Here is an 18,309-nt window from a genome sequence, read left to right as displayed (position 1 = left end):
CCCGCATGACGGATGGGGACAGGCTGCGGAACGGCTGCGGCGCTTTCTGGGGATTGCTTGTCATCTTGCTCCCGGCGATGCCTCGTGGTGGATTGATGATCGAAGTTTACTTTCACCCGGGATTGCATCAACATCGGAAATAATTAGCTCGATAAGTCTAGGTTATGCGAATCAGGGATATTGAAGTGTTCAGGGCGGTCATGAACGCAGGAAGCACGAGCAAGGCGGCGGCCCTGCTCGGCATTTCGCAACCGGCTGTCAGTCAGGCCATCAGGCGTCTGGAAACCATGGCGGACTTCAGCCTGTTCGAGCGGATACGCAGCCGGCTCGTTCCCACCCAGGAAGCCGTCGCCCTGATGCGTGAGGTTGACCAGTACTTTCGCGGATTTGAGGTCATCGAGCATCGAATCCGTAGTTTGCGGTCCTACGGATTGGGCCGGATGGCGATCGCCTCTCTGCCGGCACTGGGCACAGGCTTTCTGCCACGTGTCATTGCGGCGTTCGATGCCCCGTCCAGAAACGTGCAAATTTCGCTACAGGTGATGAGTTCGCGCGAAGTGCATGAGAAGGTCTCGGCTGGACAGGTGGATTTCGGCCTGATGTCCGACGAGATGTCGATGGCCGGCCTCGAACACTCGGTGTTCGCGCGTATGCGGGCTGTCGCAGTGATGAACTCGCATCATCCTTTGGCAACGCGTTCTGTCATCGCTGTTGCGGACCTGCCTGAATTTCCTTTCATCGCGCTGAATCCCGAAGACAGCACCAGGCTACGCCTGGAAACGCAACTCACGGCACGCGAAATCCGTCTCAAACCGGTCGTCGAGACGCCGTATTCGCACACGATCTGCGAACTGGCGCTCGCGGGAGTCGGTATAGGAATCGCTCATCCGCTCGTGACGTTGGACTTCGCAGAGCGGGGACTCGTCGTGAAGCCGATCGACATCGAGGTAATGTTCACAGGAGTGCTGGTGTTTCGCCCTGGTACCCCACTCACGGAAACCGCGAGGCAGTTCATGCGGCACATGAGAATGCAGCTCGAACGTGACCAGAAGGCGCTCAAAAGGGCGCTGGCGAATTGATCGGATAGAAATCGGACACGCTTGATCGCTACATCGCGCCTGGCTGCTGCCGCGAGTCCCGCGCTGATCTGCGGGACGCCAGCCAGAACATGGGCCAAAACACCAGCTAAAAGGCAGCCACGCGAGTGCGATTTGCGCGCGGGTCGTGCCTCCAAAGCCCGAAACAAACTGAAACACGCAGGTTGAGCGCTTTGCGGAATAAAACGACACACTTGGGCGTTTGCCTGATACCGGTAGCGTCGATTTTCAAACAGCTTTCACGGCATTCATCGCCCTCGTGAACGGAACCCCCATGAACACCCAAGCGAATTCCCTGACCGATTCGACCGATGCCTCTCGCCCGCCGCGCTATACGCGCACCGCGATGACGCTGCACTGGCTGATCGCGTTGCTGATGTGCGTCAATGTCGTGCTCGCTCTGTCCGCCGATTCGCTGCCCGACGACTGGGTGCGTCCGGTGATCGACACGCACAAATCGATCGGCATCACGGTGCTCGGGCTCGCGCTGCTGCGCATCCTGTGGCGCGTGTCGCACAAGCCGCCGCCGTTGCCGCGCGAGTTTCCGTCGTGGGAAAAGATTGCCGCGCACCTCGCGCACTTCGCGCTGTATTTGCTGATGATTGCGTTGCCGCTGTCCGGCTGGCTGCACGATTCCGCGTGGAAAGACGCGGCCACGCATCCGATGCAGTGGTTCGGCCTGTTCCAATGGCCGCGCTTCGGCTATGTGATGCATCTCGACCCGACACTGAAAGAGACGTTGCACGATCGCTTCGGCGCGCTGCATGCGTGGCTCGGTTATGCGCTCTATGCGTTGCTGGCGATGCATATCGGCGGCGCGCTCAAGCATGAGTGGCTCGATCGCAAATCGGTATTGAAGCGCATGACGCCGTGAAGTCGCGGCGTGTTTTTGATGGCGCGCTAACACAGCTTCGCCAACTAACCGCAACCCAGCTGAACCTGAAACCCTCACCTTGAAGAAGACCCTAGAACAGGCATTCGCCGTCGCGTCGCCGCGCATTCTGCCGCGTCGCGCGACGCTATCGAGCACGCTGATCCATTCCAGCGTCGTCGTGCTGTGGGCACTGCTGTTCGCGCGAGCATTCTTTCTGCGTGGCGCGCTCGCGTGGTCGACCGGTATTGCGTATGTCGTATATGACACGTTGCTGCTCGCGTTCGTCACGTGGAAGTCGTTGCCGCTCACGCGCCGCGCGGCGCCGCTCGAAGCCGACCACGAACGGCGCGAGTTGCCGGGCATGGGTGTCATCGTCGCGTCCCGTAACGAGGCGGCCGTGTTGCCGGTCACGCTCGCCGCGCTGCTGCGGCAAACGCACGGCCCCGCGCAGATCGTGATCGCCGACGACGGCTCCACCGACGCCACCGCCGAGTTGCTCACGCAACGCTTCGGCCTCACGCCCGCCGCCGATGGCGTGCTGAGCGCGCCGAGCTCGCTGCATCCGAACCTGTTCTGGCTGCGCGTGCCGCACGGCGGCAAGGCCCGCGCGCTGAACGCCGCGATCACCGTGATGACGACCGACACCGTGATGACCGTCGACGCCGACACGCTGCTCGACGACGACGCCACCTACGCGATGCGCGCCGCGTTCGCGAGCGAGCCGTCGCTCGTCGCGGCAGCGGGCATTCTCGTGCCGGTCTGCGGCAAGTCGCTGTCGGGCCGCGTGTTCCAGTGGTTCCAGACCTACGAGTACATGCGCAACTTCATCGCGCGTTTCGCGTGGATGCGCGCGGACAGCCTGCTGCTGATCTCGGGCGCATTCGCGTCGTTTCGGCGCGATGCGCTCGTCGCGGTCGGCGGCTTCGATCCGCAGTGTCTGGTCGAGGATTACGAACTGATTCACCGGCTGCGCCGCTATTCGGTGGATCACGAGCTCGGCTGGGACGTGCGCGTGGTTGGCGAAGCGCATGCGCGCACCGATGCGCCCGACACCCTCGCGAGCTTTCTGCGCCAGCGCCGCCGCTGGTTCGCGGGCTTCCTGCAGACCCAGTACTGGAACCGCGACATGACCGGCAATCCGCGCTACGGTACGCTCGGCATGCTGATGCTGCCGGTCAAGGCGGTCGACACGATGCAGCCGATCTACGGCCTCACGGCATTCGCATTGCTACTCGGTTTTCTGTTCGGCGGACACGGGGCGATCGTCGTGTCGATCTTCAGCGTGATCGGCCTGAAAACGGCGATCGATCTGGCGTTTTACCTGTGGAGCATCCATCTCTACCGGCGCTGGACCGGCGAGCGCAATGGCAACAGTCTCGGCATGGCGATGCTCGCGGCCGTTGCGGAGCCGTTCTCGTTCCAGCTCGTGCGTCATCTGGGCGCCGCGCTCGGCTGGCTGCATTTTCTGCGCGGCGGCCGCGCGTGGGGCGTGCAACGGCGCTCCGGGCTCGTCGCGCTCGACGAGGATTGAGCAGCTCGAAGTGCAGGTCAATGTTTCCGTAGGGCGGGTGTGGTAAAGGTAGCTCGTCACCCTGATGCGCGCTGCCGCGCAATGTGTGCTGCGACCCATCGCGCATGCCGGCGACAGTGCCATGCGGCGGCTGCATCAAGTAGACTGGTGAAGATGCCGCACTGCCATGCAGCGCGGCAACCTTCCATCCGCTGGTGCACGGAGGCTTGACCTATGCATGCAGTTCCCCCGCTCGAACAGGAACAGGAATCCGCAGGCGCAACGCTCGCTGCCGCGCCTGCTCAAGCCACTCACGAGGCGCCGGTGCGCGATCTGCGCCGCGTCGCCATTCATCCGGATTACTGGTACCCACTCGCGTGGTCGCATGAAGTGAAGCGCGGCAAGACGCTCGGCGTAACCTTCGCCGGCGATCCGATCGTGCTCGCGCGCACCGAGAGCGGCAAAGTGTTCGCGCTGGAAGATCGCTGCGCGCATCGGCAGGTGCCGCTGCATCAGGGCGTAGTCGACGGCGAATCGATTCGCTGCGGCTATCACGGCTGGACCTACGACTGCTCGGGCAAGTGCATCGACGTGCCGTACCTCGGCCGCGAGCGTCTACCGAACGGTGTGCGCTCGTATCCGTGTCAGGAAGTGGAGGGGCTGATCTTCGTGTTTCCCGGCGACGCCGCGCTCGCGGAGGAGCGGCCGTTGCCGGGCTTTCGCTCGGTGTCCGACCCGAAGTACAAGACGCGCCGTTTCGGCCGTCCGGTCAAGTGTCATTATTCGTTCATGCACGAGAACCTGATGGACATGAATCATCAGTTCCTGCATCGCCGCCAGATGGGGCGCATGCGCGCGCGTTCGCTCGGGCGGCGGCGCGGTGAGGGCTGGGTCGAGGTCGACTACACGTTTGCGCGCATGGAGGGGCAGCAGCCGCTAGGCGAGGCGATGGTGTTCGGCGAGAGGCGCAAGACCGGTGGCTCCGGCGACAAAGACGTCATGACGATCCGCACCGAATACCCGTTCCAGACGCTGCAAATCCGCAACGACGAGCAGACGCTGGTGATGGACCTGTGGATCGTCTATGTGCCGCTCGACCGCGAGCAGCGCACCAACCGAACGTTCGGGCTGCTGTCGATCCGCAAGCCCGGCATTCCGGGTGTGATGAATCTCGCATGGCCGCTGCTGGTGTGGTTCACCGAACGCATTTTCAAGGAGGATCGCGAGATCGTCGAGGCGGAGCAGCGCGCCCACGATTCGCAGGGAGCGGACTGGAATCACGAGGTGTTCCCGGTCATCAACGACTTGCGCGCGCTGCTGCGCGAGTGCGGCGCGCCGGACCAGGTGGTCGGCGCGGGCACCGGCGATACGGCGGTGATCCGTTTCTGGGATTCGCGTCACGGCGATCCGCTCGCCAAGACCTGAGCGCGGCGCGGCGCGGGTGTGTTCACCGGCGCCGCGCACCCCGTCGCGCCACGGCTTTCCCCCTCGCCGGGAATTAATCCATCTCCCCACGGTAGACAATGCGCGGCGCGCGAGCGGCGATAATATCGCCCGGTACTTTTATTGCGCGCGAGTTTGCGCCAATCGACATTCGTCGCGTCCGCACCCGTGTACCATTGCGCTTTTTCCGAACTTCAAGACTCGCTCGTGACCACGCAACAAACCCCCACCAACTCGCGTAAATCCCTCACTCTTCTGCAGTTGCTTGGCCTGATCGGCGCCGCTGGCCTGATCGCCTCGATCGCGCTGAATCTGCTGGTCCACGCGCACTGAAGCAGCGCCCGCGTCGCGCGGGCAGCCTTGTGCCGGCGCGCGTCGCCGGCTTTCTCGAGATTTTTGATTGCCATGTACAAGAAGGGCGTAGCCGTAGAAATCCAGTTTTCCCCCGAGCGGCTCAACGACGGCGCCGGCGATCCGTACTGGATCGATCTGACCCGCGACGAAGCGCAGCGCCTGCTCGACAGCCTGAAGGCGCGGCTCGCGGGAACCGGTAGCGGCACGGTCGCGCCGCTCGTCGTGAGCCTCGATGCGACGGCGCGCACGTGCGCGGCGGATGCCGCTGCGACCGGTACGCCCGATGCGCGGTCGGCCGCGAACGTCGCCACAGCCGACGACTTCAAGCAATGGGTCTGCGTGATCTGCGGCTGGGTCTACGACGAAGCCGCCGGCGTGCCGGAAGAGGGCATCGCGCCGGGCACGCGCTGGGCCGATGTGCCGGCCGACTGGCGCTGCCCGCTGTGCGATGTGGGCAAGGAAGATTTTGCGCTGGTGGAGTTTTAAGCGGCGGGCCGAGGCTCGCCTGATAAACCCGCTCTACGCCGTCCCTTCCGGATAATCCGCCCCCTCGCTCGTCGCTCGCCAGGTGTCGAAATCGCCGCGCAGAAAGTCGAGCTTCCTGTACGCGAGATCGAGCGCGGTCTTGCCGAGCAGCAGCCGCAGCGGCGGCGCGTCCGACAACGCCGCATCGATGATCGCCTGCGCGGCGCGCACCGGGTCGCCGGCCTGCTTGCCGCTGCGCGCTTCGGTCTGCTTGCGGCGCTCGCCGGCGGTCGACGCATAGTCGTCGATCAAGGTTGCCGACTGCTTGATCGACGGACCCGCCCAGTTGGTGCGAAACGGCCCCGGCTCGACGATCAGCACGCCGATGCCGAGTGGTTTCACTTCCAGCGCGAGCGATTCCGACAGCCCTTCCACTGCGTACTTCGTCGCATGGTAGTAGCCGGTCGCCGCGAAACTCGCAATCCCGCCAATCGACGACACGTTGACGATCAAACCGCTGCGCTGCTCACGCATGATCGGCAGCACGGCCTTCGTGATGTCGACGAGGCCGAACACGTTGGTCTCGAACATCGAGCGGACTTCGCTGTCCTCGCCTTCCTCGATCGCGGCCAGATAACCGTAGCCCGCGTTGTTGACGAGCGCGTCGATGCGGCCGAAATGGCGCTTCGCCTGCGCGACCACGGTTTCTATCTGCGCGCGATTGGTCACGTCGAGCGGCAGCACCAGCGCGCGCTCGCCGTGCCCCTCTGCGATGTCCTTCACTTTCGATGCATCGCGCGCGGTGACGACCGCGCGCCAGCCGCGTTCCAGCACGAGCTTCGCGAGCTCGCGGCCGAAGCCGGTGGAACAGCCTGTGATCAGCCAGACGGGATTGTCTCGATTCATCATTTGGAACACTCCTGTTGAGGGTCTATGACGTGAAGACTGGGAAACGGCGCTAAAAACGGCGCCCCGATGCGGCGCAGACGCGCGGCGCGTCGGTAATCGGTATGCGGGTGATGTCAGCTCGAAGCGTGCCCGGTTCGCGCGGCGGACGGTTCGGGCGGTGGCCCCGCGCGAACGCGCGTGGCGCTGCGCGGATTCGCCGGGCGATGAAGCGGGGACGCTGGCGTGACTGCTATGAATGCGATGACCGCTTGGGGCCGCTGTGGCGCTTCAATTGTAGCCGCAGCGCGGCGGCTTCGCTTTGCAGCGCGCCGACGAACGCGTCCGCGAGCAGATGCGCGGGCCGGTGCTCGGGACGGATCACGCTGACGCGAAACGGCAGCGACGACGCGAGCGGCCGGATATGCAGATTGTGACCCGCGAAATCGAGCGCGGTCAGCGGATTGACGATCGCAATGCCGAGCCCTTGCCGCACGAAGCTGCACACGGACACCGCGGTCGGCGTTTCGATCAGCAGGCGGCGCGCGATGTCGGCTCGCGCGAACGCTTCGTCGATTTGCAGCCGGTATGGATCGTTCGCGGACAGGCTGATGAACGCCTGATCGGCGAAATCTTTCAATGCGATCACGCGTTTCGCGAGCAGCGGGTGAGCGTCGGGCAGCACACACACTTCATCGACGGCGATGAGTGGCGTGAGCCGCGTGCCGGGCGGCGGCGCGTCGTGCTCGGTGAGGCCGAGGTCATAGCGCTGCGCGCTCAGCCATTCTTCGAGAAACGGCGACTCCTGCGTCGCGATCGATACGCTGACGCCCGGCTGCACATCGTGAAAGCGTTTGACGGCGCCCGGCAGGATCGAATGCGAAAACAACGGCAGCGCGATCACGGACAGCTGGCCACCCTTGAATTCGCGCAGCGCGGCCGCCGTCGACGCGACGCGTTCGAGCCCGACATACGCGCGCTTGATCTCGTCGAACAGCGTCAGCGCGGATTGCGTGGGACGCAGCCGGCCCTGCGCTCGCTCGAACAACGCGAAGCCGATGCTCTGTTCCATGCGCGCGAGTTCGCGGCTCACGGTGGGCTGCGACGTGAACAGCATCTCGGCTGCCTTGGTCACGCTGCCGGCCGTCATCAGCGCGCGGAAGATTTCGATGTGCCGGTGCGTGAGCGCCATGGTGGGTCCGTGCTATATCAAAAGTGAATAGGCGAGCAATAAATTGGTATTTTACTGAATGATCGCCGCGGATCATCATGTCGGCTATCGCTTTCGCAAAGCTTCGACATGCAACCGACCATGACGCCATTCGACTCCCGTCAACTCGCCGACCTCGCGCGCCAGCACGGCACGCCGCTATGGGTCTATGACGCCGACACGATCCGCCGGCGCATCGCGCAGTTGCGCAGTTTCGACACGATCCGCTACGCGCAGAAGGCCTGTTCGAACGTGCACATCCTGAAGCTGATGCGCGACGAAGGCGTGATGGTCGATGCGGTCTCTTTGGGTGAACTCGCGCGCGGTTTTGCCGCGGGTTATGCGGCTCAACCCGCATCGAACGGTGGGCCCGAAGGCGTCGTCTTCACCGCCGACGTGCTCGACCACGCGACGCTGGCCACCGTGCTCGACGAGCGAATCACGGTCAACGCCGGCTCGCCCGACATGCTCGAACGGCTCGGGAGACACGCGAGCGAAGACCATCGCGTGTGGCTGCGGATCAATCCCGGCTTCGGTCACGGCCACAGCAGCAAGACCAACACAGGCGGCGAGCACAGCAAGCACGGCATCTGGCGCGATGACCTGCCACGCGCGCTCGAACTGGTGCGGCGCTATCGGCTGAAGCTCGTCGGGCTGCATATGCATATTGGCTCGGGTGTCGATTACGCGCATCTCGCGAAAGTGTGCGATGCGATGGTCGATGCGGTGTCGCAACTCGATCAGGATATCGAGGCGATTTCCGCGGGTGGTGGTTTGTCGGTGCCGTATCGCGATGGCGAGCTGAGTGTCGATACCGCGCATCATTTCCGGCTGTGGGACGACGCGCGGCGCCGCATCGAAGCACGCGTCGGGCATCGCGTGCGACTCGAAATCGAACCGGGGCGCTTTCTGGTCGCGCAGGCAGGTGTACTCGTCGCCGAAGTGCACGCGCTGAACCGGCGGCCGTCGCGGCAATTCGCGTTGCTCGATGCGGGCTTCAACGACCTGGTGCGGCCGTCGTACTACGGCAGTTATCACGAGATCAGCGTGCTTCGGCGCAATGGCACGCCGAGCGATGCGCCGGCCGGCTCGTTCAGCGTGGCGGGGCCACTGTGCGAAGCCGGCGACGTGTTCACGCAGGCGCAAGGCGGTGTCGTCACGAGCCGGTCGATGCCCGCGCCTCGAGTGGGCGACCTGCTCGTGTTCCATGACACAGGCGCGTACGGCGCGTCGATGTCATCGAACTACAACAGCCGGCCGCTCGCGCCCGAGGTGCTGATCGAGCGCGGCAACGCGCGGCTGATCCGGCGCAGGCAGCGCATCGAAGAATTGATAGCGCTCGAAGCGACGGCGGCTTGAGCGGCGCGTTGGAGTTCAACGCTCAACACTCCACGCTCAATGCGCCCGCACCGCGCGCGTGTACGACGCGATCATCGTCGCGAACTCCTGCGCGGCTGGGGTCAGCGGAATCGCGGCGCGTTGCAGCAGACAGACGTTCTGCTGCAACGCGCGCTCGCGCACGGGGATCGTCGTCAGCACGTCCGCGAACGGTCCGCGCTTCGCGATGACCGATGATTCGAGCGACAGGCAATCGGTCGCGGCTACCAGGTGCAGCGTCTCGTACAAGCCCTCGACGGTCGCGACGATCTTCGGCGGCGGCAAGCCGTAGCTGTCGAACAGATGGCTCAACCGGTTGACGTGCGGCTCCTCGGTCAGATTCGGCGAGCGCGTCGTCACCCACGTGCAATCGACGAGTTCGGCGAGCGACTTCGCGCGCGCCTTCGGATGACCGCGCCGGCACACGATCACCGGGTCGGACGGATAGAGCGGCGTGACCGACAGATCGGCGGTGTCGGTCTGCTTCGATACGAGCGCGACAGCGAAATCCAGCGTGCCTTCGCGGATCCACGAAATCATCATGCGCGACGTGCCCGTGCGCAGATGCACGGCGACGCGCTCGAAGCGCGCACGAAATTCCATCAACACGGGCGCGAACGCGTCGACGAGCGGCTCTGTCGTCATGCCGAACGTGACCTCGCCCACGTAGTCGCCGCGCAGTTGCCGCACGTCCTCCTCGGCACGCTCGCATTCACCGAGGATCGCGCCGGCCCGCTGCAGCAGCCGCTGGCCCAGCGCGGTCAGCGCAATGCCGCGATTGGTGCGCGTGAACAGCGTCGCGCCGAGCATCGATTCGAGGTTCTGCAACTGCTGCGTGATGCCGCTTTGCGCGATGCCGAGCGCGCGCGAGGCCGCGCGGATGCTGCCATGCTCGGCGACTGCCGTGAACGCGCGCAGCTGGGAAATCGTCAATGCCATGGCGTCAGGGTTTGGTGATCGGTAAAAGTGATCATGATAGTCCGAACGGGACTTCTTTGAGGCGCCACAGCGGCTTACGATCACGCTGTCCTGATCCGCTCATCGTCGCCTTCCATGAAAACTCCACTGATCACTCTCTGCGCCGCGCTGGCTTTCAGCAGCGGCGCGTTCGCCGCTGACGCCAACACGTTGCGCCTCGGCATCGATCCGACCTATCCGCCGATGGACTCGAAGGCGCCCGATGGCAGCCTGAAGGGCTTCGACGTCGATCTCGGCAACGAGATTTGCCGGCGCATCCACGCGCATTGTCAGTGGGTCGAACTCGAGTTTTCGGGCATGATTCCGGCGCTGCAGGCGCGCAAGATCGACGCGGTGCTGTCGTCGATGGCGATCACCGAGAAGCGCGAGCAGCAGATTCTGTTTTCGTCGAAGCTGTTCCAGTTCAAGTCGCGGCTGATCGCGCGGCAAGGCTCGTCGCTCGCGCCTACGGCGAGCGGACTTGCCGGCAAGCAGATCGGCGTGCAGTCGGGCACCCAGTTCGAGAGCTACGCACTGAAGAACTGGACGCCGCTCGGCGCGAACGTGGTCGCCTACAAGAGCCAGGACGAGGTGTTCGCCGATCTGCAGAACGGCCGGCTCGACGGCGCGTTGCTCGGCACCGTCGAGGCCGATTACGGCTTCCTGCGCACGCCCGCGGGCAAGGGCTTCGCGTTTGTCGGCGAGCCGCTTTCGATGGGAGATCGCGGCGTCGGCATCGGCTTGCGCAAGGACGAAACCGCGGTGCAGGCATCGATCAACGCGGCGATCGCGTCGATGCGCAAAGACGGCACCTATGCGCTGATCGCGAAGAAGTACTTCGACTTCGATCCGTACGGCAATTGATGCAGATTTCCAACATTATCTTCACGGCTTTCCATTCATGAACAGGCAATCGATTCCGCTTGTGTCGCCAGCCATCGGCACGCACCGCGAACTGGTGTCGTTTCATTTCGGCCCGGCCAATAGCGGGCAGAAGATCTACATCCAGGCGTCGCTGCATGCCGACGAAACGCCCGCGATGCTGACCACGGTGCTGCTGAAGCGGCGTCTGCGGGAGCTCGAGGAAGCCGGCGCGCTGAGCGCTCAAATCGTGCTCGTGCCGGTGTCGAATCCGGTCGGGCTCAGTCAATACGTGCTCGGGCAGTTCATCGGCCGCTTCGATCTCGGCAGTGGCAAGAACTTCAACCGGCATTTCGTGCAGTTCGCAAAGCTCGTCGCGAATGCGAAAGAGGCGCTCGGCGCCGACGCGAACGAGAACCGCCGCATCGTGCGCGAGCTGCTCGCGGCCGAACTCGCGCAACAGAAGCCGCTGACCGAATTCGAGTCGCTGCAACTGGCGCTCCTGAAGTTGTCGTGCGACGCGGACGTCGTGATCGATCTGCATTGCTCGCTCGAAGCGGCGATGCATGTGTACACGAGCGAATCCGCTTGGGCCGAGTTCGAGCCGCTGTCGCGCTATCTCGGTGCAGAGGCGTCGTTGCTCGCGACCGATTCGGGCGGCGGCGCATTCGACGAAACCCACAGCCTGCTGTGGTGGACGTTGCAGCAGCAGATGCCGGCGAGCAAGCCGGTGCCGACCGGCGCGATCGCGGTGACGGTCGAATGCCGCGGCCAGCGCGACGTGTCGTATGAAGTCGCGCAGCAGGATGCCGACGCGCTCGTCGACTATCTGGTGTGGCGCGGCGCGATTCGGGGCGAGGCCAAGCCGTTGCCGCCGCTGCTGTCGCCGGCGACGCCGCTCGCGGGCAGCGAGCAGTTCTATGCGCCGGTGAGCGGGATTCTCGTGCACCGCGCGAAGATCGGCGACAAGATCCGCGTCGGCCAGCCGCTGTTCGATATCGTCGATCCGCTGACCGACGAGACGACCACGATCGCGAGCCAGACCGAAGGGGTGCTGTACATGCGGCGCGCGATCCGTTTCGCGACGGCCGGTGCGCCGCTCGGTCGCGTGACCGGCACGCGGCCGATCCGAACGGGCGTATTGCTGGGCGCCTGATCGCGTAACGGCTATGCCGGACTCGGCATCCAGGGGCCGCCTCGACGCCTCACGCGACGGTGCTGACGTGCGCCTCAGCCGCCTTGCTGCGAAGTCGCCGGCACCGCCCGGCCGGCGATCCGGCGCCTCGCCTGTTGTGCGGATTTAATCTCTTTCAGCCACGAAAAAGCCCAAGCCCGCCTCCGGATAAAGGCCGATACTCGTCGTCATACTCAACGTGTGTGTCGGCGCGACCGGCTTTTCGAAGGAGACGGACAAAGTGAGCAAGGCTATCCAATGGAGCGGGGTGTTTCCCGCCGTCAGCACCCAGTTCAAGCCGGATTTTTCGCTCGACATCGACGCGACGCACCGCGTGGTCAGCAATCTCGTCAAGGACGGCGTGTCGGGTCTGGTGGTCTGCGGCACGGTTGGCGAAAACACCTCGCTGAGCACGTCGGAAAAACTGCAGGTGATTGAGGCCGCGCGCGACGCGGCTGGCGGCAAGGTGCCGGTCGTCGCGGGTGTCGCCGAGTTCACGACCGAGTTCGCGCGGCAGACGGTGCGTGAAGCCGCGCGTGTCGGCGTCGACGGCGTGATGGTCATGCCGGCGCTCGTCTATTCCGCGAAGCCGTACGAAACCGCCGCGCATTTCCGCTCGGTCGCGACCAGCACCGATCTGCCGGTGATGATCTACAACAACCCGCCGATCTACAAGAACGACGTCACGCCGGACGTGCTGATCGCACTGCAGGACTGCGAGAACATCGTCTGCTTCAAGGATTCGTCGGGCGATACGCGACGCTTCATCGATCTGCGCAACGCGGTGGGCGACCGCTTCGTGCTGTTCGCCGGCCTCGACGACGTCGTCGTCGAAAGCATCGCGGTCGGTGCGCAAGGGTGGGTGTCGGGCATGTCGAACGCGTTCCCGAAGGAGGGCGAGACGCTGTTCCGCCTCGCCACGCAGAAGCGTTTCGATGAAGCGCTGTCGCTGTACCGCTGGTTCATGCCGCTGTTGCACCTCGACGCGCGCCCCGACCTCGTGCAATGCATCAAGCTGTGCGAGGAACTGCTCGGCCGCGGCAGCGCCGTCACGCGTCCGCCGCGCCTCGCGCTGCAAGGCGACGCGCTCGCCGAAGTCAAAGACATCGTCGCCAAGGCGCTCGCCACGCGTCCGGCGCTGCCGGACGTCGGTCTCTAAGCACCGCGTTTCGCACGAGCCTCAAAAAACATCGGCACCCTGTCCGCCACGTTGGCGGGACAGGATGCCGAATCTTACTGCGAGTAAGCAGGGCTGGCGGTGGTTGCCTCAACTCGCGCTCAGCACCGGCGCAACCGCAGCCGGATCGCTGATACTCGGCCGGCCGTTCTCGACGTGACCGGCAAAGCGGCGCGAGAAGCTCGCGTCGTCACTGCTCGTCACCGTCAGGTCGTACCAGTGATGGCTCGACGCAAGCACCCAGTCTTCTTCGATACGCGCATTGGCCGGCACGACCACGGTACGCGGGCGCGCGCCGTACGCGTTGTCGATCACCGTCAGATGCGCGATGCCGCCGCCGCTGTTGGTGAACTTCAGGAACACGTTGCCATTCGCGACGTCGTATTGCGCGGTCACTTCAGGCCGCGCCGGCTGGTTGTCGCCATGACCGTTGCCATGGCCATTCTGCGTGCTTTGCGTGCTCGCCTGGGTATTCGCCTGGGTGTTGCCCGCGAACTTGCGCACGAAGCCGTTCGGACCGAACACGTCGAATGCATACACGCCGTTCGTCGTGCTCAGGTCGAACGTGTCGCTGAGCGACTTGCCCGCTTCGACCGTGTAGCGCCACGGACCGTCGGTGCGATTCGTCGCGTACACGTAGAAGTGCGCGCCCTGGTCGCCGGTGTTGCCGATCGTGATTTCGAACGTGTCGTTGCCCGCGTTCGCCGCGCCGTTTACATGCAGTTCGTACGGCAACGCGCGCGCGAAACGGATGCCCGCTTCCTGCGCATCGACCGGAGTCGGCGTCGTCGGCACGGTCGGCTTCGGTTGCGTCTTGCACTGGTTGTCGGCCATGCTCATGTAGTTGCTGGTGTCCGGCAGCGACGGCATCTTCGCATCCGGCGTGCGGAAGTCGAATGCGGTGGTCAGGTCGCCGCACACCGCGCGACGCCATGCCGTGATGTTCGGCTCATGCACGCCGAAGCGCGTTTCGATGAAGCGGATCACGGACGTGTGATCGAACACCTGCGAGCACACGAAGCCACCCTTGGTCCACGGCGACACGATCGTCATCGGCACGCGCGGGCCGAGGCCGTACGGATAGCCGTCGGCGGTGTAGCTGCCGCCGCGCAGCGGATTGACGACATTGTGGATCTCGCCGTCGGTCGTGACCGTCGACTTGCCCTGGGTGGAGGTCGTCGGCGGTTGCGGCGGCACGAGGTGATCGAAGAAGCCGTCGTTCTCGTCGTACATGATGAAGAGCACGGTCTTGCTCCACACCTCGGGGTTCGACGTCAGCGCGTCGAGAATCTGCGACGTGTATTCGGCGCCGTACGCGGGCGTGTAGCTCGGATGCTCCGAGTAGGCGGCCGGCGGGCACAGCCACGACACCTGCGGCAGCTGGTTCGCGAGCACGTCGGCTTTCAGGTCGTCGATCGTGCGCACGGTTTGCGCGCGCTCGTAGAGCGGCGAACCCGGTTGCGCGTTGATGAAGTTCGTGAAGTTCTGCAGGATGTTGGTGCCGTAATTGCCATTCAGCGGATCGGCGCCCGACGTGCCCTGCTGATAGATCTGCCACGAAATGCCCGCGGCCTGCAGACGCTCCGGGTACGTGGTCCACGACAGCAACTGATAGTTCGGCGGACCATCGCCGTCGACCCAGTCGTTGTTGTCGAGCAGCGGTCCGCCCATCGTGCCGGTCGGGTCGACCATGCCGGTCATCAGATACGCGCGGTTCGGGTGCGTCGGTCCCGGCAACGAGCAGAAGTACGCATCGCAGATCGTGAACGCGTCGGCGAGCGCGTAGTGGAACGGGATGTCGCTACGCAGGTGGTAGCCCATCGTCATGTCGGTCTTGTTGGCGGGCCACTGGTCGTAGCGGCCGCCGTCGATTGCATATTGGGTCTTGTACCACGAGTGATCGAGATCGCCGACGCACTGCGCGCTCGTCGTCGCGGTGTCCAGATGGAACGGCAGCACCGGCTTGGTCGGGTCTTCCTTCGACGGCTGATTCCACACCGGCAGGCCGCTCGGCAGCGGAATCGGGAAGCGGTCGTTGTAGCCGCGCACGCCGCGCAGATGGCCGAAGTAGTGGTCGAACGAGCGGTTCTCCTGCATGAACACGACGATGTGCTCGATATCGCGAATCGTGCCCGTGCGCGAAAACGCAGGCACGGCGAGCGCGTTGCGGATCGACTCGGGCAATGCGGTCATCGCGGCGGCGGCGCCCGCGGATGAAGCCACGGTTTGCAGGAAACGGCGACGGCTAGTTGATGTCATCGAATATCACCTTCTGCGTAGGGGAAGAATGGCGCGCGTGAGCGTGCTTTGGGGTGTTTCGTGGTCGGTTACGCGTTGCTCCTGCTGATCAGTTGCGGACTAGTTGTTCGCGCTGTCGCCGGGCGCGTAGCGCATGACCGGCGCGACCTGCTGGCTGTCGGCCGCGAGACTGGCCTGCATGTTTTGCGTGATCGCGTCGGTGGCGGCTGCGCCACTTGCCGCGTTGCTCGCCGTGTTGTTCGCCGTGTTGTCCACGAATGGCGCTGAGGCGTTGGGAGTCGCCACTGCCGCTGCCGCCATTGCGGGGCGTTGCGCCGCGTCGTTCGGCGCAAGGCTCGTGGTCGTCGCGATGCTCGTGGAAGAGGAGTCGTCCGCGCCGCAACCGTTCAACGCTATCGTGGCAAGCGCCAGCAATGCGGCGCTCGCGATGCAACTGATTTTTCTCATGTCTGCATCCGGTTCGATGAAAGCGGGTGCAGTCTCCATTCCTTTCAAGAAATAATTGTGAAACGTTTGCGCCCGGCATAACTTTCGATAAATCGTCGGTTGATCGAAAGAAAATGGAAAGTATCGGGAAGGTCAATGTTCATGGCGCTGCCATCTGCGCTATGTTTGCTGCTTTATCATTCGCGCATGAGCACGATTCAATGACTCGCATCGATTCGCCCATCGACATCTCGCAACTCGAAGACGAATGGCTCGAAGCCGACGGCTTCGGCGGCTTTGCTTCGGGCACGCTCGGCATGTTGCGCACGCGCCGCTACCATGCGCTGCTGCTAGCCGCGACGCGCGCGCCGGGCGGGCGCCTGGTGCTCGTCAACGGCATCGAGGCGTGGGTCGAGGCGGGCGGCGAGCGCTTCGCGTTGACCATGCAACGCTATGGGCCTGACGTGATCTATCCGGATTTGCGCGGCCGCCTTGCCAGCTTCGACACCGCGCCGTGGCCGACGTGGCGCATTCGACTCGGTGCGCACGCGGCGATGATCGCCGACGTGTTCGTCAGCAAAGCGACGTGCGAAACGGCATTGCGCTGGCGGCTCGAAGGCGGCGAACTCGATGCGCCCGTGCTGAAGATCAGACCGTTGCTGTCGGGCCGTGACTATCATGCGCTGCATCACGAGAATCCGGCCTTCAACTTCGGCGTGCAAGTCAGCGCCGATCAGTCGTGCGCGAGCTGGCAACCGTATGGCGGACTGCCGGTCGTGCGAGCGGCGACGAACGGTGCCTATACGCATGCGCCCGACTGGTATCGCAACTTCTGCTACGTGCGCGAGCAGGAGCGCGGTCTCGATTGCAGCGAAGATCTCGCGACGCCCGGCGTGTTCAGCTTCGATCTCGCGGAGGGCGACGCGGTGATGATTCTGAGCGCGTCGAGCACGTCCGCCACCGAATGCGCGAACGACAAACCCCAAACCACCGCCCACGCCGCCCAACTCGCCCACACCGAACAACAACGCCGCGCCGCACTCGGCTCACGCCTGCAACGTTCGGCCGACGCCTACGTCGTCACGCGCAACGAAGGCCGCACGATCCTCGCGGGCTTTCCGTGGTTCACCGACTGGGGCCGCGACACGTTCATCGCGATGCGCGGCCTGCTGATCGAGTCGAACCGTCTCGACGATGCCGAAGCGATCCTGCTCGAATGGTCGGGCACGCTGTCCGAAGGCATGCTGCCGAACCGCTTCCCCGACTACGGCGACGTGCCCGAATACAACTCGGTCGACGCGTCGCTATGGTTCATCGTCGCGGTTCACGACTATCTGGCGACGCCGCATGCGGGCGCGCAAACGCGCGCGCATCTGCAGCAGGCCGCCGAAACGATCCTGACCGGCTACACGAACGGCACGCGCTTCAACATCGGCGTGTGCGCGGACGACGGCCTGCTGCGCGCCGGCATCCCCGGCGTGCAACTGACGTGGATGGACGCGAAAGTCGGCGACTGGGTCGTCACACCGCGCATCGGCAAGCCGGTCGAAGTGCAGGCGCTGTGGATCAACGCGCTGCGAATCGCGTCAGCATGGAACCCGCAGTGGCGGCAAGCTGCCGAGCTCGCGACGCTCGCGTTTCGCCGGCGCTTCGTCGATCCGGCCACCCAGACGCTGTTCGATAACGTCGACGTCGATCATGTGCCGGGCACGGTCGACCGCTCGATCCGGCCGAATCAGATCTTCGCGGTCGGTGGCCTGCCGTTTCCGCTGCTCGAAGGCGCGGCGGCGCGCGCGGTGGTGGGTCAGGTCGAAGCGCAATTGCTGACGCCGCTCGGCCTGCGCACGCTCGCGCCGTCCGATCCCGCCTATCGCGGCCGCTACGGCGGCGCGCCGCGCGAACGCGACGGCGCCTATCATCAGGGCACCGCGTGGTTGTGGCTGATCGGCCCGTTCGTCGAAGCGTGGCTGCGAGTGAATGGCGCGAGTGCCGATAATCTCGCGCAGGCGAGGGCGCGTTTTCTCGCCCCGCTGTACGCGCATCTCGATCACGCGGGCCTCGATCACCTGTCCGAGATCGCCGCCGGCGACGCGCCGCACGCGCCCGCCGGCACGCCGTTCCAGGCCTGGTCGCTAGGCGAATTGCTGCGCGTCGAAAGTCTGCTTGCCCGGTTCGAGCGCAACGGCGCGTAAACCGCGCTACGATGTGGGTCCCACCGCCAGGCCTGTTGCAAGGACGTT

General features: G+C 64.7%; 17 protein-coding genes. 12 read left to right on the top strand and 5 right to left on the bottom strand.

The window, feature by feature from the left end; translation table 11 throughout:
* From HDG32_RS36000 to HDG32_RS21300, 7 genes are all read left to right on the top strand, one after another.
* The coding region (locus tag HDG32_RS36000; protein WP_221307817.1) for a hypothetical protein at positions 1-184 on the top strand (184 nt) is incomplete at its 5' end.
* The gene (locus tag HDG32_RS21325) at positions 165-1,079 is read left to right on the top strand and encodes a LysR substrate-binding domain-containing protein (protein ID WP_184070486.1); all 915 of its coding nucleotides are present in this window, start codon (positions 165-167) and stop codon (positions 1,077-1,079) included. The genes HDG32_RS36000 and HDG32_RS21325, both read left to right, overlap by 20 nt.
* Before the next feature lie 292 nt (positions 1,080-1,371).
* Positions 1,372-1,971, top strand: coding sequence for a cytochrome b (locus tag HDG32_RS21320; RefSeq protein ID WP_090807993.1), 600 nt, complete (start codon positions 1,372-1,374; stop codon positions 1,969-1,971).
* A gap of 79 nt (positions 1,972-2,050) precedes the next feature.
* Complete coding sequence (locus HDG32_RS21315) at positions 2,051-3,502, top strand: glycosyltransferase family 2 protein (RefSeq protein WP_184070483.1); 1,452 nt, start codon at positions 2,051-2,053, stop codon at positions 3,500-3,502.
* Positions 3,503-3,715: 213 nt separating this feature from the next.
* Positions 3,716-4,906 (top strand): aromatic ring-hydroxylating dioxygenase subunit alpha, encoded by a 1,191-nt coding sequence (locus tag HDG32_RS21310; protein ID WP_184052838.1) that lies wholly within the window; start codon positions 3,716-3,718, stop codon positions 4,904-4,906.
* 225 nt (positions 4,907-5,131) lie between these two features.
* Positions 5,132-5,257, top strand: coding sequence for a hypothetical protein (locus HDG32_RS36580; RefSeq protein WP_260327592.1), 126 nt, complete (start codon positions 5,132-5,134; stop codon positions 5,255-5,257).
* Between the two features lie 72 nt (positions 5,258-5,329).
* A complete protein-coding gene (locus HDG32_RS21300) occupies positions 5,330-5,764 on the top strand; it encodes a rubredoxin (RefSeq protein ID WP_184057832.1) in 435 nt (144 codons plus the stop codon).
* A 33-nt stretch (positions 5,765-5,797) separates the two neighbouring features.
* On the opposite strand, the gene HDG32_RS21295 is transcribed toward HDG32_RS21300, so the two are convergent.
* Both HDG32_RS21295 and HDG32_RS21290 read right to left on the bottom strand, forming a co-directional pair.
* Entirely contained in the window at positions 5,798-6,652 is an 855-nt protein-coding gene (locus HDG32_RS21295) for an oxidoreductase (RefSeq protein WP_184070481.1), read from the bottom strand.
* Between the two features lie 229 nt (positions 6,653-6,881).
* Positions 6,882-7,820, bottom strand: a complete 939-nt coding sequence (locus HDG32_RS21290; RefSeq protein WP_184070479.1) for a LysR family transcriptional regulator — start codon at positions 7,818-7,820, stop codon at positions 6,882-6,884.
* Between the two features lie 120 nt (positions 7,821-7,940).
* Here HDG32_RS21290 and lysA point away from each other — a divergent pair, with 120 nt between their 5' ends.
* A complete protein-coding gene (lysA, locus tag HDG32_RS21285; protein ID WP_260336547.1) occupies positions 7,941-9,197 on the top strand; it encodes a diaminopimelate decarboxylase in 1,257 nt (418 codons plus the stop codon).
* A gap of 36 nt (positions 9,198-9,233) precedes the next feature.
* Here lysA and HDG32_RS21280 read toward each other — a convergent pair whose 3' ends face one another.
* Positions 9,234-10,154 carry a LysR substrate-binding domain-containing protein gene (locus HDG32_RS21280; RefSeq protein ID WP_184057856.1) on the bottom strand — a complete coding sequence of 307 codons (921 nt, stop codon included), beginning with the start codon at positions 10,152-10,154 and terminating at the stop codon, positions 9,234-9,236.
* Positions 10,155-10,268: 114 nt separating this feature from the next.
* On the opposite strand from HDG32_RS21280, the gene HDG32_RS21275 reads away from it, so the two are divergent.
* From HDG32_RS21275 to HDG32_RS21265, 3 genes are all read left to right on the top strand, one after another.
* Positions 10,269-11,036: a transporter substrate-binding domain-containing protein gene (locus HDG32_RS21275; protein WP_184070475.1), complete on the top strand. Its 768-nt coding sequence runs from the start codon at positions 10,269-10,271 to the stop codon at positions 11,034-11,036.
* 37 nt (positions 11,037-11,073) lie between these two features.
* Positions 11,074-12,189, top strand: a complete 1,116-nt coding sequence (locus HDG32_RS21270; protein WP_184070473.1) for a succinylglutamate desuccinylase/aspartoacylase family protein — start codon at positions 11,074-11,076, stop codon at positions 12,187-12,189.
* Positions 12,190-12,448: 259 nt separating this feature from the next.
* The gene (locus tag HDG32_RS21265) at positions 12,449-13,366 is read left to right on the top strand and encodes a dihydrodipicolinate synthase family protein (RefSeq protein WP_184070471.1); all 918 of its coding nucleotides are present in this window, start codon (positions 12,449-12,451) and stop codon (positions 13,364-13,366) included.
* A gap of 108 nt (positions 13,367-13,474) precedes the next feature.
* Here the strand turns inward: HDG32_RS21265 and HDG32_RS21260 are convergent, their stop codons facing one another.
* Both HDG32_RS21260 and HDG32_RS21255 read right to left on the bottom strand, forming a co-directional pair.
* On the bottom strand, positions 13,475-15,643 hold the full coding sequence (locus HDG32_RS21260; protein ID WP_184070469.1) for a phosphocholine-specific phospholipase C: 2,169 nt from the start codon (positions 15,641-15,643) through the stop codon (positions 13,475-13,477).
* A 99-nt stretch (positions 15,644-15,742) separates the two neighbouring features.
* Positions 15,743-16,090 (bottom strand): hypothetical protein, encoded by a 348-nt coding sequence (locus HDG32_RS21255; protein WP_184070467.1) that lies wholly within the window; start codon positions 16,088-16,090, stop codon positions 15,743-15,745.
* A gap of 200 nt (positions 16,091-16,290) precedes the next feature.
* Here HDG32_RS21255 and HDG32_RS21250 point away from each other — a divergent pair, with 200 nt between their 5' ends.
* The gene (locus tag HDG32_RS21250) at positions 16,291-18,261 is read left to right on the top strand and encodes an amylo-alpha-1,6-glucosidase (protein ID WP_184070465.1); all 1,971 of its coding nucleotides are present in this window, start codon (positions 16,291-16,293) and stop codon (positions 18,259-18,261) included.
* Positions 18,262-18,309 lie beyond the last annotated feature (48 nt).

Source organism: Paraburkholderia sp. CI2 (assembly GCF_014201055.1).
Lineage (GTDB): Bacteria > Pseudomonadota > Gammaproteobacteria > Burkholderiales > Burkholderiaceae > Paraburkholderia > Paraburkholderia tuberum.
This window is presented reverse-complemented; position numbering and strand designations above follow the sequence as displayed.